The sequence below is a fragment of the Ruegeria sp. SAZD011 genome, from assembly GCF_059612545.1.
In genome coordinates, this window is record NZ_JBXWQU010000036.1 from 1 (window position 1) to 17,043 (window position 17,043).

General features: G+C 60.7%; 12 protein-coding genes. 9 read left to right on the top strand and 3 right to left on the bottom strand.

Annotated features, from left to right (window positions below; genetic code table 11):
* From AC2FLM_RS18230 to AC2FLM_RS18245, 4 genes are all read left to right on the top strand, one after another.
* Positions 1-414 (top strand): DUF3299 domain-containing protein (locus tag AC2FLM_RS18230; protein WP_496859400.1); only part of this gene is annotated, 414 nt, incomplete at its 5' end.
* A gap of 616 nt (positions 415-1,030) precedes the next feature.
* A complete protein-coding gene (locus AC2FLM_RS18235; RefSeq protein ID WP_234221935.1) occupies positions 1,031-2,467 on the top strand; it encodes an FAD-binding oxidoreductase in 1,437 nt (478 codons plus the stop codon).
* Positions 2,468-2,701: 234 nt separating this feature from the next.
* On the top strand, positions 2,702-6,292 hold the full coding sequence (locus tag AC2FLM_RS18240; RefSeq protein ID WP_496859401.1) for an adenylate/guanylate cyclase domain-containing protein: 3,591 nt from the start codon (positions 2,702-2,704) through the stop codon (positions 6,290-6,292).
* A 29-nt stretch (positions 6,293-6,321) separates the two neighbouring features.
* Positions 6,322-6,579 carry a DUF4242 domain-containing protein gene (locus AC2FLM_RS18245; RefSeq protein WP_234145665.1) on the top strand — a complete coding sequence of 86 codons (258 nt, stop codon included), beginning with the start codon at positions 6,322-6,324 and terminating at the stop codon, positions 6,577-6,579.
* Between the two features lie 147 nt (positions 6,580-6,726).
* Here the strand turns inward: AC2FLM_RS18245 and AC2FLM_RS18250 are convergent, their stop codons facing one another.
* The 3 genes from AC2FLM_RS18250 to pdxR form a co-directional block, all read right to left on the bottom strand.
* Positions 6,727-8,226: an aldehyde dehydrogenase gene (locus AC2FLM_RS18250; protein ID WP_496859402.1), complete on the bottom strand. Its 1,500-nt coding sequence runs from the start codon at positions 8,224-8,226 to the stop codon at positions 6,727-6,729.
* A 16-nt stretch (positions 8,227-8,242) separates the two neighbouring features.
* Positions 8,243-9,415 (bottom strand): epoxide hydrolase family protein, encoded by a 1,173-nt coding sequence (locus AC2FLM_RS18255; protein ID WP_234145663.1) that lies wholly within the window; start codon positions 9,413-9,415, stop codon positions 8,243-8,245.
* Between the two features lie 113 nt (positions 9,416-9,528).
* Positions 9,529-10,992: a MocR-like pyridoxine biosynthesis transcription factor PdxR gene (gene pdxR, locus AC2FLM_RS18260; RefSeq protein ID WP_496859403.1), complete on the bottom strand. Its 1,464-nt coding sequence runs from the start codon at positions 10,990-10,992 to the stop codon at positions 9,529-9,531.
* A gap of 172 nt (positions 10,993-11,164) precedes the next feature.
* Between pdxR and AC2FLM_RS18265 the strand changes: the two genes are divergently transcribed.
* The 5 genes from AC2FLM_RS18265 (at position 11,165) to AC2FLM_RS18285 (ending at position 17,002) form a co-directional block, all read left to right on the top strand.
* Entirely contained in the window at positions 11,165-12,208 is a 1,044-nt protein-coding gene (locus AC2FLM_RS18265; RefSeq protein ID WP_496859404.1) for a TRAP transporter substrate-binding protein, read from the top strand.
* Between the two features lie 81 nt (positions 12,209-12,289).
* The gene (locus tag AC2FLM_RS18270; protein WP_496859405.1) at positions 12,290-13,579 is read left to right on the top strand and encodes a TRAP transporter large permease; all 1,290 of its coding nucleotides are present in this window, start codon (positions 12,290-12,292) and stop codon (positions 13,577-13,579) included.
* Positions 13,580-13,593: 14 nt separating this feature from the next.
* The gene (locus AC2FLM_RS18275) at positions 13,594-14,124 is read left to right on the top strand and encodes a TRAP transporter small permease (protein WP_496859406.1); all 531 of its coding nucleotides are present in this window, start codon (positions 13,594-13,596) and stop codon (positions 14,122-14,124) included.
* Between the two features lie 401 nt (positions 14,125-14,525).
* The gene (locus AC2FLM_RS18280; RefSeq protein ID WP_496859407.1) at positions 14,526-15,803 is read left to right on the top strand and encodes an ABC transporter substrate-binding protein; all 1,278 of its coding nucleotides are present in this window, start codon (positions 14,526-14,528) and stop codon (positions 15,801-15,803) included.
* Positions 15,804-15,877: 74 nt separating this feature from the next.
* Positions 15,878-17,002, top strand: coding sequence for an iron-containing alcohol dehydrogenase (locus tag AC2FLM_RS18285; protein WP_496859433.1), 1,125 nt, complete (start codon positions 15,878-15,880; stop codon positions 17,000-17,002).
* Positions 17,003-17,043 lie beyond the last annotated feature (41 nt).

Sequence of the window (17,043 nt, forward strand, 5' to 3'; positions counted from 1 at the left end):
AAACAACTGGCCAAGGACGGCCTCGATGTCGACGGGTTGTTCGCCGCGCGCCTCGCGATCATGAAACAACGCGAAGCCGCGGCCTCGGCGGTGAACGAAGACCTCGTTGGCACCAGTGTCCGCCTGCCTGGCTATGTTCTGCCCCTGGAATTCAAGGACCGCAAGGTCGTCGAGTTTCTTCTCGTGCCGACGGTGGGCGCCTGTATCCACACCCCGCCACCCCCCGCCAACCAGATCGTCCATGTGGTGTATCCCGAGGGCATCGAGGTTAGCGGTCTCTTCACCCCGGTATGGATCACCGGGACCATGGTCGCCCAGAGTTCGGTTCAGACGGTTGGCTATGTCGACGGACAGGCTCCGGTTTCTGTCAGCTATTCGATGCAGCCGCTGCTGGTCGAGGATTATAGTGGTTGAGGGTCTACTAGGCTCCGGGCGGTGAACACAAAAGGCAACTGGTTGTGGGGGGCCGACCTGTCCGCCTGGTGCTCCTTCAGGATACCAACGATCCGCGCTTCGCTGAAACGGCTTCTCTTCATCCTCAGTCTCCTCAGTTGGAGAACGGGCTACCCTCGAATCGAGGACATTTCAGGGGAGCAGGTCACCTACCTGCTGCCTCTCTTTATGAATGCGGGACCGGAACGGGGGCAGGTCAGGACACCAGTCCCTTCTTCCGAGGCAATCACGCGCGGTCCGGTGCAGTTTGTCAGGCCCTGGGGGGCTGCTCGGTGCGATGCCATATCGCGAATCTACCGGAACACAGCCCCTGACCGCATCAACGAGCTACCAGTATTAGGTATCGAGTTCCCGCACGACAATCGTCTCGGTTGCAAAGAGGGTACCGGCCCCTCAACGCGGGACGCATCGGATAAACTCTATCTTACAGGAGCTTGCGGGCCGTTTTCCGCGCCGGCTCACCAATCCCGGACCGCGTCGCGTCGAGTGTGACCAACCTGACAGAAGCAGGGGAGAGAACTGTGTTACGTTACGTCAGGGGTGGCTTGCCGTCACCTCGAGGGTGGAGGAAAGTAAGATGACCAAGATCAACACAATGGACAACGGTAGCGTGCCAGTTGACGAGGCTCTGATCGCGGAACTGGAGGCGTCATTGCGGGGTGGCGTTTCGAGGCCCGGGACCCCCGGCTATGAGAACGCCCGGACCATCTGGAACGCGATGGTTGACCGCAATCCGGGGCTGGTCATCCACGCGCGAGGGGCCAGCGATGTGCAGCATGCCGTGAAGTTTGCCCGCAAGCACGACCTCGTGATGTCCATACGGTCCGGCGGTCACCAGATTGCTGGTCATGCGGTTGTGGATGGCGCCTTGCTGCTTGATCTTTCCGGGATGACATCGGTCGGTGTCGATCCCCTTGCCAAGACCGCGCGCGTCGAACCCGGCGCCCTGCTGAGCGACGTCGACAAGGAAACTCAGGCCTATGGCCTGATCCTTCCGGTGGGGATCAACTCGACCACGGGGATTGCCGGTTTGACCTTGGGCGGCGGCTTTGGCTGGACGACGCGCAAGTTCGGCATGACCATCGACAACCTGTTGTCGGCCGAAGTTGTCACGGCAGATGGCGACATCATCACCTGTAGCAACAGCCATAATGCGGATCTCTTCTGGGCGTTGCGGGGGGGCGGCGGCAATTTCGGCGTTGTGACCGCCTTTCATTTCAGACTGCACGCGCTTGGACCCGAGGTGATGTCAGGGCTCATCGTGCACCCGATCTCGGAAGCAATCTCGCTCCTGAATGAACTGCCTGCGATCACGGATACCGCAGATGATGGGCTGACCATATGGACGGTGATGCGCAAGGCGCCCCCGCTGCCCTTCCTCCCCGAAGAGTGGCATGGCAAGGAGGTTCTGATTTTCGCGGCCTGTTATGCAGGGGATATGGCCGAAGGTGAAAAGGCGATGGCGGGCCTGCGTTCTCTGGGCAATCCGATCGTCGATGTCATCGGCCCGCATCCCTTTGTAGGTTGGCAGGCCGCGTTTGATCCGTTGCTGACCCCGGGCGAGCGGAACTATTGGAAAAGTCACGATTTCGCAAGTTTGTCACCCGAGGCGATCGAGGTACTGGTCGCTGCCATTGGCGATCTGCCGGACCCGCAATCCGAAGTGTTCATCGCGCATGTCGGTGGGGCGATGGCACGTGTCGCGCCGGGTGAAACGGCCTATCCGGAACGATCTGCGCATTTCATCATGAACGTGCATACCCGCTGGAGCACTGCGGACAAGGACGATTTCTGCATCGGCTGGGCGCGCAAGCTGTTCGACGACATGCGGCCCTATTCGACGGGCAGTGCCTATGTGAACTTCATGCCAGAGGACGAGGTCGACCGTGTCGACAACGTCTATGGCGCCAACATGCAACGATTGTCCGAGGTCAAGGCCAAGTACGACCCCGACAATTTCTTTCGCTGCAATCACAATATTCGTCCTTCGGAAAACGTCGAGGCAGCAGAATAGCCTGCCCCTTTCCAAGCTCGGCAACTCCGGACGCCGATGCTGCCGGGCTTTCCGGGATTTGGCGTCGACCCACGGGTCGGCGCCGCTTTGGTCCACCCCGGACGCAGAAGACGGGTGCGATCTGCCGGGGCCTCTCTCCGGCGGGCCTTATTTTTTGTCCTGGCGTGTCGGGTGCTGTTGCGGAGGAAACCTGTCGTCTTGATCGGGGATCAGTAAATCAGCATGGTATCTGGCATGGATCTTGAGATCGACAAATGGCTGACCGGTCTGGGCTTGAGCCAGTACATTGATGCGTTTCGCGAGAACGATGTCGACAGTAGGATCGTGCCGCTTCTGACCAACGATGATCTGAAGGAGCTGGGCGTCAGCCTGGGGCATCGAAAACTGATCCTTGCCGCGATCCAGGGACTGTCGAACACATCCGCGACCCCCAAGACCCCTTCTGCTGAGGCAGGAGGTGATACAGGCGCGAGCGAAACCGGGGTCTCAGGCAGCGGTGCCGACACCACCGACAAGCCGACCAGCGTGGCGGCTGCCGAGCGTCGGCACCTGACGGTACTCTTTACGGACCTCGTCGGCTCGACCGAGCTGACCAATCGCCTCGACCCTGAAGACATGCGCGCCCTGCTGCAACGATACCAGGACGCGGTCGCGGGAGCGGCCAGTCGATATGGCGGATATGTTGCCAAATATCTGGGCGACGGGTTGCTGATCTTCTTCGGATGGCCGCGTGCCTACGAAGACCATGCGGTACGCGCGATCAAGGCCGGTCTGGATGCGGTTCAGCGGGTGAGCGAACAGCACACCCCGGACGGGCAGCTCTTGTCCATTCGTATTGGCGTTGCCAGCGGCGAGGTCGTCGTTGGCGATACCATAGGCGAGAACACCTATGAGGAAGGCGCGATGACAGGGCCGACCCTGAACCTTGCCGCGCGCATACAGGAACACGCGCCCCCCAATACCATCGTCTTGCCCGAAGAGGGCACCGAGGCGTCTCTGCACCATATCTTCGAGTTCGAGCGGCTTGGCGAAAAGCATCTGAAGGGTTTCTCTTCACCGCGTGCCCTCTTGCAGGTCAAGGCCGAGCGCAATGCAGAGAGCCGGTTTCGCGCAGCCCATGGCGAAGACCTGTCCAGCATTCTCGTAGGGCGCACGCTTGAAACCGGGATACTCAAACAAGCATGGCAGCACGCGAAGGGTGGCAAGGGCGAAGTCGTCCTGCTCTCGGGTGAAGCCGGGATCGGCAAGTCGCGGATCACCGAAGATTTCCTGTCGGACAGCGCTATTCGCGAACAGGCCGATATCATCCGGCTGAACTGTTCTCCTTACCTGACCGGCAGTCCGTTCCATCCCGTTACCGAACGCATTTCACGGGACGCGGGTATCGCCCCCGACTTCGACGATGACCGGATACTGGAACATGTAAGTGCGATGCTGGAGGCAAGACCGGGACTGGATTGGCAAAAGGTGCTGCCGGTGTTCGCGGCGTTGGTGGCACCACGCAGCAAGGTCGCGCGGGATGTGCTGGCGATGTCGCCGCAAGAGCAACGGGACCTCACCATTCAGACACTGATCAACACGGTGAAGGTCCGGTCCAATGTGCGACCGGTCATCCTGTTTGTCGAGGATGCACATTGGATCGATGCCTCTACCAACGCGCTTCTTGATCGTTTCAAGGAGATTTGCTTTGACCTGCCCCTGATGATCCTGATCACGCATCGGCCGGAATGGTCCCTTGATCGGACCGAGGGCGACGCGCATGTCCAGACGCTCCAGTTGCGCCGGTTCGAAGCGGATCAGGTCGCGGAACTGGTTCGGAACGTCTCGGGGCGGGAACCCGACCGGGAACTGATCGAAATCATCATCGAAAAGACCGACGGTGTGCCGCTTTTTGTCGAGGAACTGACCCGCGCGATCGGGGCCTCTGGCGGCACCGGGAAGCTGTCTGTCCCGTCGTCGCTGAAGGGGGCGCTGATGGCGCGGCTGGATGCGGTTTCGCAGGATGCAAAACAGGTCGCCTTGGCCGGGTCGGTGATCGGTCGTGAATTCGAACCTGCGCTGCTGACCGCCTCGATGGACGACACGCAGATCGACATACCTGCCTGTCTTCAGGAATTGCGCAGATCGGGGCTGATCTTCGAAAGCGGCCACAGTCGCGGGAATTACGTGTTCCGACATGCTCTGATCCGCGATACCGCCTATCAGTCGATGCTTGCCGCGACCCGTCGGCAGCAGCATGCGCGGGTGGCCAAGGCATTGTCGCAATTGCGATATGCAGAGATCGAGCGCCAGCCGGAACTGGTCGCCCGCCATTTCACCGAAGCGGAAGACTGGCCGTCTGCCTTTGAACGGTGGCGATCCGCAACCGAACTGGCATTGGCCCGTTCGGCAAGCCGCGAGGCGATGTCGAACGCCAAAGAAACCCTGAAAGCGGCGCGGCACCTCGGCGGAGACGACACCGAAGAAGTCATCCGGGCAAAGATCCTGATCGGGCGCAGCTATGACAGCGCCGGTCACCTGCCCGATTGCATCGCGATCCTCGAAGAGGCCTGGAACACGTCGCGGGCGATCCGGCATCCCGAGCTTGCCGCCGACGCCGCGAACCACTTCGCAGATACGGCGATGATGGCCAGCGACAAGCATGACAAGGCGATCCTTTTCTGCAACCAGGCACTTCGGGACCTGCCGGAACAGGACGAAAGACGCCGTGTCGGGCTGATGAGCCAACTTGCCCGTGCCTATATGTTCACCGGAGATTTCGAGAAGAGTGGCACATTCGGACGCGAAGCCATGGAACTTGCCGCCCAACTTGGTGACCACAAGGCTCAGTTCTCGGTGATGATGGCGCGCTATGGTTCGCCCTTTGTCGCTCGCAGCAAGATCGAAAAGAACCATTGGCGCGACAACCTCAAGGCCATGCGCCGCGTCGCCGAGAAGCTGGGGAACATTGATCAAGGGCGCGACCGTACGCTGAGCTTGTTTGTGGGCGCCGAGATGGTGGACCGACAGTTGCTGGATCACTCGCTGGAATTGCTGACAGAGATCTCGGAGAAGGAAAATCACCTCCAACTCTATTGGGTGCAGGTGCATGCCCGCGCGATGGTCGCGATCCTGGATGGTGATTTCGAGTTGGCGGAGCGATATGCGAACGAGGCGGTGAAGATCGGTCGCCATACCCACGGCGAACATGTCGAAGGCGTCTTTGGCGTGCAGATGTTCACCATTCGCCGCGAACAAAGCCGGCTTCACGAAGTGGCGCCGGTCATGAAGCGCCTGATGTCGGAAAGACCGGAAGACACGACATGGCAACCCGGCTTCGGGGTCATCGCCGCTGAGCTGGGCTTCACGGATGCGGCAGAGCGCATTCTGAATGACCTCGCCCAAACCGGGTTCGAACTGCCGCATGATGCGATGTATTCGACAACTCTTGCGTATCTTGCGGATATTTGCGTGGCGGTCGGGCAGGAGGAGCATGCCCAGACCGTCTATGACAAGCTTTTGCCCTATGAACAGCTGACGATAACCGCGGGGGCGGCGACGGTTTGCGCCGGGGCCGCCGCGCGACGGCTGGGCAATCTTGCCGCGTTGATGGGCGACTGGAATGCTTCCGACCACATGTTCGAAACCGCCATAGATATCGATACCCGGATGAAGGCACCGCCGTGGATCGCGCACAGCAAGGCCGCCTATTCCGCGGCACTGCGGCGTCGCGGACGAAAAGAGGACATGAAGCGGGCCTTGCAACTAGAGGCGGAAGCGTTGGCAACAGCGCAAAAAATGGGTATGGTTTCCCTCAGGGGCAAGCTTGAAACCTCGGCGATATAAGACCGGATGCCCGTTTTTGGGAGGATTTGATGCCAAGATTCATTATTGAGAGGAATTTTGCCGAAAAGCTGGAAGTCGACGACGAGGCAAAGAAGCACATCAAGTCGATCAACGACGAAGAAGGCGTCGAATGGATCTTTTCGTTCCTGAGCGCAGACAAACGGAAAACCTATTGTCTCTACGAGGCTCCGGACGAGGAGAGCCTGCGCAAAGCGGCGGAAAGGTTGAGCATTCCTGCAGATGTAATCACGCCGGTCGACAGGCTCGACCCCGGTATCTTCGCCTGATCGTTGTCGCGATATCCGCGACATGTGGGAGCCGGGGCCATTTTCAGCCCGGTGCCAGGCATTGCGCGCCAGCAGATCCGGCATGAACCGTGCTGTCTGATTGTCCCCTCTATCCCGCCAGTGGCCGCTGAGCGCAATAACCCCGGCCTAGCCTGATCCGGGCTTTGTCTGAATCCATATCGTCTTTGTCTGAAGGTATTGTTCCAGCGCCTCGGTGCCGTTGTCCCGCGCCATCGACCCTGATTGTTTGTAGCCGCCGAACGGCGTCTTGATGTCTCCCTCGGAGAAACCATTGACCGATACCGTACCGCATGGAAGCGACCGGGCGAAATCTATCGCGCGGTCGATGTCGCGGGTAAAAACGGTGGCATGCAATCCGTAGTCGGTATCCCGTGCAATCGCCAACGCCTCTTCCGGCGTTGCGACAGGCATGATGCCCAGAACCGGACCGAAGATCTCGTCGCGTGCGATCTTCATGCCGGGCGACACGTTCCGGAACACGGTCGGTTCGATGAAATAGCCGGGTAGCTCACTGTTGCCGCCCATGATCTTGTCCGCGCCCTCGTCCACACCGCTCTGGATATAGGACAGTACCGTTTCCTTGTGATCCTTCGTGATCATCGAGCCGATATCCGTCGCTGGGTCCAGCGGATCCCCAAGGGTGAAGGACCGAACGCGCTCTACCATGCGGGCCGTGAACTCTTCTACCAGCGGGGCCGCGATCAACTGGCGCATGTTTGCCGAACAGTTCTGGCCGCCGTTCCAGAAGGCCGACATTGCCGCGTGTTCGATCAACTCGTCGTCGATTGCTGCATCTGCAAGCACGATGAAGGGGCTCTTGCCACCCATCTCCAGCCCCACGCCCTTGAGGTTGCTGTCGCCGGAATACCGCATGAACATGCGGCCCACCTCGGTCGAGCCGGTAAAGGAAACCGTGTCGATGTCGTTGTGCAGGCCGATTGCTGCCCCTGCGGTTTCGCCAAAACCCGGCACGATGTTGATGACGCCATCCGGCACCCCCACCTGCTGCATCAGTTCCGCAAGGCGGATTGCGGTCAGAGGTGTTTGTTCGGCGGGCTTGACCACGGCCGAGCAGCCGACCGCCAGCGCGGGCGCGATTTTCCAGGCTGCCATCACAAGCGGGAAGTTCCACGGCAGCACCGCCCCCGCGACACCAGCGGGTTCACGAGTGATCAGCGCCATGGCCCCCGGTCCGGTGGGAGCAATCTTGCCAAATGTCTTGTCGGCCAGTTCGGCGTACCACTGAAAGAACTTCGGCACCTCGCCACCGATTTCCGCCATGCAATCGTTGATGGTCTTGCCTGTATAAAGGCTTTCCAGAACCGCCAGTTCGTGGACGTGTTCGCGAACCAGTTGTGCGACCTTCAGCAGGACCTGTTTGCGTTCTTCGGGTTCTGCGCGCGACCAGGTGCCCGCGTCAAAAACACGCCGCGCCGCCACCACCGCGCGGTCGATATCGGCGGCCTTGCAATGCGCCACCTCCGCCAGAACCTGACCGGTCGCCGGGTTGGTGGTTTCGAATTTTCCACCATCCGCCGCGTCACAGAAGGTGCCATCGATGAAGGCCCGCCCGTTTGGTGTCAGTTTGCTGGCGATTGCCTGAAATTCGGCATGCGAAAGCGTCATCTGGGTCTCCGTCGGATCAGGTGCGCAGACTGCGCGCAAAAGTGCGAATGTCGTTCAGCAGCATCTCGGGCTCTTCCATCGCGGCGAAATGGCCGCCGCGCGGCATCTCGGTCCATTGGGTGATGTTGTAGATGCGCTCGGCATAGGACCGCGGCGGCCAGCGCAACATCTCGGCCGGAAAAACGGCGCAGCCAGTCGGCACCTCGACCCGCTTGCCCTCGGGCGACAGGATCCGCCCGCCTTCCTCGCGCCGTCCGTAATAGATCCATGAGGCGGTGTTGAACGACCGCGTCACGATATAGATCATGATGTTGGTGAGCAGTTCGTCCTTGCTGTGGGCGTCCTCGATGCGACCCAGGGCCACGTCAGACCAGTCGTGAAACTTCTCGACCAGCCAGGCCGCGATGCCCACTGGGCTGTCCATCATCGCATAGCTGAGCGTCTGGGGACGCGTTGCCTGTTGCGTGCGGTAGCCGTTCTGCATGATCTGATCGGCATCGAATTGTCGGGCCCAGGCGATTTCCTCGGGTGTCCGGGGGCCATCGGGGTGGCGCATGGTCAGAACATTGATGTGGATCGCCCGGCAGGCGGGGGCATGTTCATATCCAAGCCAGGAACAGATTGCGCCGCCCCAGTCTCCTCCCTGAGCAAGATAGCTGTCAAAGCCAAGCCTTTCGGTCATCAGTCGGTTGAGAACGCCGGCCATCCTGCGTGGACCATAGGGGCGCGGCGGGCGGCCGGAAAAGCCGAAGCCCGGCAGCGACGGGGCAACCACGGTAAACGCGTCGTCCACACTGCCACCAAAGCGTTCCGGATGCGCCAGCGGTTCGATCAGGTTCAGGAACTCGGCGACCGAGCCAGGCCAGCCATGGCTGATCATCAGGGGCATCGGGTTTTGGCCGCTTCCGACCTCATGAATGAAATGCAGGTCGATCCCGTCGACCTTGGTCTTGAATTGAGGAAAGGCGTTCAGCCGGGCCTCCTGCGCGCGCCAGTCGAACTCCTCGATCCAATAGTCGCAAAGCTCTTTCATGTAGTCGAGGTTGGTGCCGTAATCCCAACCCCCGTCATCGGGCATTTCGTGCCAGGGGTATTGCGCGACGCGAGATCGTATCTGCGCCAGCACCTCATCAGGAACATGGCATTCAAAGCTGCAAACCGACTTGTCAGTGTCCGAACGATCTTTCAAAACGGAGTCCCCGATCTTCCTGGCCATGAGCCAATCCCTCGCCAGTTAACTGGCTTGGTCGCGCTACGGCGAGAGACAGGTGACGAAATTCGAAGGGACAGATCGCGGTCGGCCTACAATAACTTCTTCACTTCGGCCGCGATGATTTCGACACCGGCGTCCAATTTAGACACCGGAACATAGGCAAAGCCGAGCCGGAAACTGCGGCGGTCATTCATGCTGAGATAATAGTCTTGTCCGCGGTCGACCAGCACGCCCCTGGACCGTAATCGCAGGGCAAGTTCGGAGGCGTCGAACCCTTGTGGCCCCGTCAACCAGAACGAGGTTCCACCCTTGGAATCGGTGCGGCGCAACATGTCCAGGTGCCGAGTGATCGCCCGGTTCATGGCGTGCCAGCGCTTGTTATAGCGCCGCTCGATATTGCGCAGATGGGAATCGTAATGGCCAAGCTGAAAGAACAGCGCCACGATCTCCTGCACGATGGTCGGCGGATGGCGCATCATGACGCCGCGCGCGATGCGGGCTTGGCGGATGATGTCCCGATGCGCCACGATGAAACCAAGACGAATGCCCGGCGACACGGTCTTGGACAGACTACCCACATAGATCACGCGCCCGGTCCGATCCATGGCCCGCATGGACGGTGAGGAGGCGGCGACATAGTTCATTTCCGCCTCGTAATCGTCCTCGATGATCATAAAGTCCTTGGCCACCGCGGCTTCCAATAGCGCCTCGCGCCGCTTCTGGCTCATTGTGACCATGGTGGGAAACTGGTGGCTTGGCGTGGTAAAAACCAACTGGCAGCCCGCGGGGATGGAGTCCGGGACGATGCCGTCGTCATCGACCTCCACACCGATCAACTCGCTTCCCGCTAGCCGAAAGGCGTTGCGGGCACCGAAGAACCCGGGGTCTTCGAGGGCAATCGGCTTGCCGGACCGGGCAAAGATGGTGCCCAGGATGTAGAGCGCGTTTTGCGATCCAAGGGTGATCAGGATCTCGTCGTCATCGGCATATATACCGCGTGTGTTCAGCAACCGCTGGCGCAACTGCTGGATCAGCCTTGGACTGTCGCTTTCGACGGAGTCGCTGGCCCAGACCGGCATCTGCTTGCGGCCAAGCGCCTGACGCGTGCATTCCCGCCAGCCATCGACCGGGAACAGGTCCGGGTCGATCTGGTTGTAGATGAAGGGGTAGGGATATTTGTGCCAGTCCAGCGGATTGACCACGGGCATCAGGTTGCCCGGTTGGAACGTCACCGGACAAGGCACCGCCTGACAGGCGTTCTGGTTTTCCCTGGACTGCGCCTTTTGCAGGGCCGCCGTCTGTGGAGCCACGAAATACCCGGAGCGGTCGCGCGACACCAAGAGTTCGAGGTCGACCAGCCGGTTATAGGCGGCGAACACCGTGTTGCGCGACACGCCCAGTTGTTCGGCCAGGTCCCGGCACGAAGGCAGAGGGCGGTCATGGGCAAGAGATTCAGACGTGATCGCGGCGCTGATCATCTCGCAAATCTGATCCCGCAGGCTCAGGGGCGAGTTCTCGGGCAGCTTCAGGAATTTTGGTGTCGCTGATGCCAATCGCCGTCCTTTCGCCCTGTCACCTTGATCGGTTCGAACCATAGAGCCTGCCGGGACAGCCTGTCAGGTCCTATCCGATCTGTCCCTTTCTTTCAGAGGATCTGTCACTTTCTTTGGGTCGAACCGCCGTGAAAGATGTGCCCAACAACAAAAACTTTCGACGGGAGCGACAATGATGAGACTGAAGACCCTAGGAAAGGTATTCTGCCTGGCCAGTGCCATGGCGCTGACGGCCGGAGGGGCCAGTGCCGAGAAGGTTCTGAAACTGGGAACCGTCGGTTTTATCGGCATGCCAATCGGTGATGCCATCGATCAAGCACTGATCCCGACACTGGCAGAGGTTTCGGGGGGCAAGCTGAAGATCGAACCGCATTACCGCAAGTCGCTTTGCAGCGAGCAGAGCTGCGGCGAGCAGGCCAATCAGGGCCTGTTGGCGCTGTGGACCAGTTCGACAGCGAATTTCGGCAACTTTGGCACCGCCCTGGCCATCTTCGACCTGCCGTATATCTTCAAGAGCATCGAGGACGCCGACCGTATCTCGTCGGAATGGCTGGCCGAACAGCAATGCCAGATTGCGGCCGACGAGGCGGGGCATATCTGCTTGACCGTCTATTCCTCTGGCGGTTTCCGGCAGCTCGGGAATGCCCATGGCCCGGTTCATGTGCCCGGTGACATGGAGGGCATCAAATGGCGCGTCACCAAGAGTCCGATCGAATACACGCTGGTCAAGAACTGGGGGGCGGTGCCGGTGCCCTATGATTGGGCGCAGCTGTACCAGGGGCTGCAAACCGGCGTCGTCTCGGGTCAGTATGTCGCTACACCCTGGCAGCACGTCGCCAAGCTGCACGAGGTCGCGCCCTATTTCACCGAGATCGGTGGGTCATGGTCGGGCAATCAGCTCTCCATCGACAAGCGCCAGTATGACGCGCTGACCGACGAAGAGAAGGGGTGGCTGCATACCGCAGCGAAAGCCTTTGGCCAGAAGGTGCAGGAACTCGACCGTGCCTGGGTCGAGGCGGGCGAGACCGAAATCAAGAAAACCGCCAAGGAATGGTATGTCCCGACGGAAGAGGAACTGACCCAGTGGCGCGCCGGGGCCATCGACGCCTGGCTGAACGCCAAGGGTACATATGATCCCGCCACCGCCCGCCGCGTTCTGGAAGAGCAGGGCATGACCGGCTTTATCGCGCAACTCGAGGAAGCCGGCGCACTCTAGGCGAACCGGCAGGACAAACAGGCAAAGATGGCGCGGAGACCCTTCGCGCCATCAATGTCCAGGGGTGGGTAGGAAAACCGGATGCAAAGCGTATTGCTTCTGATCATTTTGGTTGTGCTGATCATGCTGGGGGCGCCGGTCGGCTTTACCATGATCCTGATCCCCGTGGTCTATATCCTGATCACCGATGCCGCGCCGATGATCCTGATCCCCAGCCAGATGTTCAGCGCCATCGACTCGGTTCCCCTGACAGCGATCCCCTTCTTCATGCTGACGGGCGAGTTGATGACCTCGGCCACCATCACCGACCGGCTTGTGGATTTGAGCCAGCGGATCATCGGGCGAATGCGCGGCAGCATGGCCCAGGCCAATGTACTGGTCAGCATGTTCTTTGCCGGAATGAACGGTTCGGTCGTGGCCGACACGGCGACGGTCGGTTCGCTTCTGGTGCCGGGGATGAAGAAGGCGGGATACCCGCCCGAATTCGCCGCCGCCATCACCGCCGTCAGTTCGACCATCGGCGGTATCATCCCGCCCTCGATCATGATGATCGTGCTGGCCAATGCCGGTGGTATCTCGGTGGGCGCGCTGTTCGCGGGCGGGATCGTTCCGGGGCTGATGATCGGCGGGCTGCTGATGGTGATCAACTATATCATCGCGCGACAAAAGAACTTCGAACGCAGTGACGAGCCGTTCAGCCTGAAGGGCATCGCCATCGCCGGCTACAAATCCTCGTTTGCACTGTTGATCCCGCTGGTGCTGGTCGGTTCGGTCGTGTTCGGCATCGCCGGTGTTGTAGAAGCGGGTGCGTTGACGGCCACCATCGCGCTGTTCGTGGGGCTTTTCATCTATCGCACCATCACCTGGAGCAACTGCAAGAGCGCCTTTGTGCGTGCCTTTCGCAATTCGGCCATGGTGTTCATCATCATCGCCGCCTCTGGCCCGTTCAGCTGGCTGCTCACGTCACTGGGCGCCATCGGCCAGCTGGAACAGTGGTTGCTGGGCTATCCCTATAATCCGCTGGTCTTTGCGCTGGTGCTGGTCCTGTTCATCTGCCTTCTGGGCATGGTGATGGATTCGGCCGCCAACATCATCGTCGTGGGACCTGTTCTGGTCGATGTCATGGTCCAGGCTGGGTATCCCGATGTGCAGGCGGCGCTTGTCGTGGTGGTCGGGTTCCTGATCGGGTCCGTCACCCCGCCGGTGGGTGTTGCCTTCTTTACGGCCGGGGCCATCGCAGAGGTCCGGCTGGAAAAGGTTGCCATCGCAATGCTGCCCTATCTGGCAGCGCTGTTCGCGCTGCTGTTCGTGCTGATCGTGGTGCCGGGCTTTACCATGTATTTACCGCGCGCCCTGGGCTTTGCGGGTTGAGAAAGGAAGAGCCGATGATCGCCGCCATCCGTTTCGTCGACAGCGCCGTCAGAAAGGTTCTGACAGCCTTTTGCGCCGTTTTGCTTTTGGCCATGGTGGCCTTTACCGTCTACTCGGTCGTCATGCGCTATGTCTTCAAGGACCCACCGATCTGGGGAGACCTGCTGACGGTTCTCAGCAATATCTGGCTGGTCTTCTTTGCGCTTGCGCTGACCGTGCGTGACAAGGATCACATCGCGCTTGACCTGATCTACGACTGGTTGCCCGGCAAGGTCGCCTTTGCGATCCGGCAAATCTGGACCGGGATCATCTTCTGCCTTGGGCTTGTCATGATCATCTGGGGCATCGAGGCGGTACAGACAATGGGCGGAAAATATTGGGAAATGTGGTACTTCGCCTGGGAGGATGGCGGCATCGTCTTCAAACCCAATTACATGCCCAAGAAATATGCCGTCGCAATCGTGCCGATCTCGGGCGTTCTCGTCTGCGCGGCGGCAATCGCGTCGATCATCGAGGACAGCTTGCGTCTGCGACGCGGAACCTGAGCGCAGTTCAAGAAGCTGCACCTGGCCGACCAGCACAGCGCACCGCCTGTGACGGTCAGGCGCAACACCTGAATGCGGGGATGCTGTCAAAGTCAGGAGCCGCTGACGCAACGCAGTCGCGTTTTGTCCGATGATGCCGGGTCTAACGACGTTACCAGTTGCGGTCCGGACCCGTTGGGCCGCCCCCGGCTTTCTGACCTGTTCAGGGTGCCATCTCTTCTCGTTTCAGCATCAACTCTCGATATCCGAGGCTCGGGGTTGCCGCCTTTCGGCGGGCAATCCCGGATAATTTGAGACTGTGGGGTACGGCGCGTGATCTCCCGGTATGGTCTCGGCGGGGTGTCTTTCGCAGGCTTTGGCGATGCCGGCAGGGCCGGTCGACAGACAACTGGGAGGACGACATGACAACGAAGACATCCGCGGTGGCCTCCGCGATCCTCGCTGCCGGTGCCTTGTATGGGCAGGTGGTTGTGGCCGATCAGGACCCGATCATGATCGGGTTGCTGGTCACACAGGAAGGGACGTTTGCCAAAGCTGGCTCCGATGGCATTCGCGGATTCGAACTGGCCCTGCGTCAGGCGGATTCCATGGCCGGCGGGCGGGCGATCGAATGGGTGCTTGGGCCGACCGATGGCAAGCCAGACACCGCACTGCGCGCTGCCCGAAAACTGGTCGAAAGCGATGGTGTCGATCTGATCATCGGGCCGCTTTCGGGCTCGGAGGGGATCGCGATGCGCGACTATGCCAAGACCGTGCCGGACATCACCATCATCAACGGCGTGTCCTCGGCTATGGAGACGACCTTTGTCGATCCCGCCCCGAACTTCTTCCGCTTCAACATCCAGGGCGCGCAGGCGGGGTACGGCCTGGGAAGCTACGTGGTCAATGAAAAGGGCTGGACACGGGTTGCCACCGTGGCGGCGGACTATTCCTTTGGCTACACCAACTTCCTTGGCTTCGCGGCTGATTTCTGCCGGGCTGGTGGTGAAATCGCCGAACGGTTCTGGGTACCGCTGGGCAGTTCGGATTTCGGGTCGGTCATTGCCGCCATGCCTGACGATATCGACGCGATCTATCTTGGCGTCGGTGGGACCGATGCGATCAACTTCCTGAACCAGTACGAACAGGCCGGCGCAGAAACCAACCTGATCGGATCGTCGATCATTGCCGACCAGAGCGTGCTGACCGCCAAGGGCAGTGCCAAGGAGGCGCTGATCGGCACACCGGCGGCCGGATGGCAGGCCGCCGATTCCGATCTTCCCGAGTGGCAGGCGTTCGTTGCCGCTTATCAGGGAGCCTGGCCGGAGCACGAGCGCTTCCCGTCTCCGTCGCTCTTCGCCTCGCTCTATTACAACGCGACGGTGGCCACGTTGACCGCACTCGACCAGGTCGAGGGGGATCTGGGCGGCGGCCAGCAGGCTTTCCGCGAGGCTCTGGCGGCGGTCGAGCTCGACTCTCCGCTGGGCCATATCAAGCTGGATGAGAACCGGCAGGCAATCGGCTCGGTCTATATCTCTGAGGTCGTTGAAAACGAGGACGGCACTGGCCTGACATCGCGGATGGTCTCGCGCACCGACAACGTGAACGCCACCTTTGGCCTCTCGACCGAGGAATTCATGACGAAGGTGGGACTGCCGTCCCGCGACACGCCCGATTGCGACGCGCTGCGCGGGAACTAAGCCATCGTGAATTCATACACGGGCGGCGCAGACCGCCCGTGTCGACCCTTTTGCAAGGCTTGTCCGGGATGCAGATGCCGCCGATCCGACCGAGAATACACTTTCTTGACTCAGGTCTCGATGAGGTACTTCAGGCCGAGCTGGAGTTCTTGCGTGTCTTTCGACCGTTGATCGTCACGGATGTGACAGCCAGCGACCCGCGTCTTTTCGAGGAATGCCTTGAGGGCGCAAGCGCGGCGAGCGCTGATCCCGAAAAGGCAAGGCTGGCCGTCCACCGCATCGAGGCGCGGGCCAACATGGGCGATACGCGCGCCATCGCCCGCCGGTTGTTTACCGAAGGACGCGATGGAATTGTCGCATTTGGCGGACGTGACGCGATCGACAGCTGCAAATACGCCGCGCGGGACTTTGCGCGCGTGCGCCCAGAGTTGCGTCGCCGGCTCGAGGATGCCCCGTCGATTCCGCTGATCGTCGTTCCCACCACACCAGCGGACGGCGCCGGTTTGCGACCCGCGGTGCGGATCGGTGATTTCAACGGGCATTTCCAAAGCTGCCGAGACGAAGCCTTTGTACCTTCGGCGCTGATCTGCGATTCCAGGTCCTACAGCGATCTTGACGTCACCGATGCGATCTGCGCGGAATTCGACGTGGTCGTGCATTGCATTGAAACGCTGGCCAGATCCCGGTTGAGCCCTCCGGCCAAAAGCATGGCGATCGACGGTTTGCGGCGGGCCTGGCGACTTCTGAAGCGGCGGGCTGCGGGGGCTAACCCCTCCACCTCGGGAGAGGCGGTGTTTTCGGCAGCGGTGAATGGCGCCTTGGCCGAGGATGGCGGCCTGGGCGCCATCCATGCGCTGGCGCTGGCCATCGAAGAGGATCAGAGCGCACCACACCCGCATGGATATTTCCATGCAGCGGTTTTCAAACCGGTAATGGCCTTCAACGCGCCGGCGATGGACAGGATCATGCCGGATATCGAGGACGCGATGGAGTGTTCAGGCGGTGCCGCTGGGATCGTCGCAACGGTGTCGGAACTGGCCGCAAAGCTGGGGCTGCCGGTCGCGCTGGACGAGTTGGGTCTGGATCGTGCCGCCCGGGCACGGATCGCCTGTGCCGTTTCCGGCGATGTGGCCAACACCACCAATCCAAGGCGCGTGCGCAAGGCTGACTACAAGGCCATTCTGTGCGGGAGCGAGTGAGAAGTCTTTTATCAGAACCACGAATTTCTGGTATGGTTTCG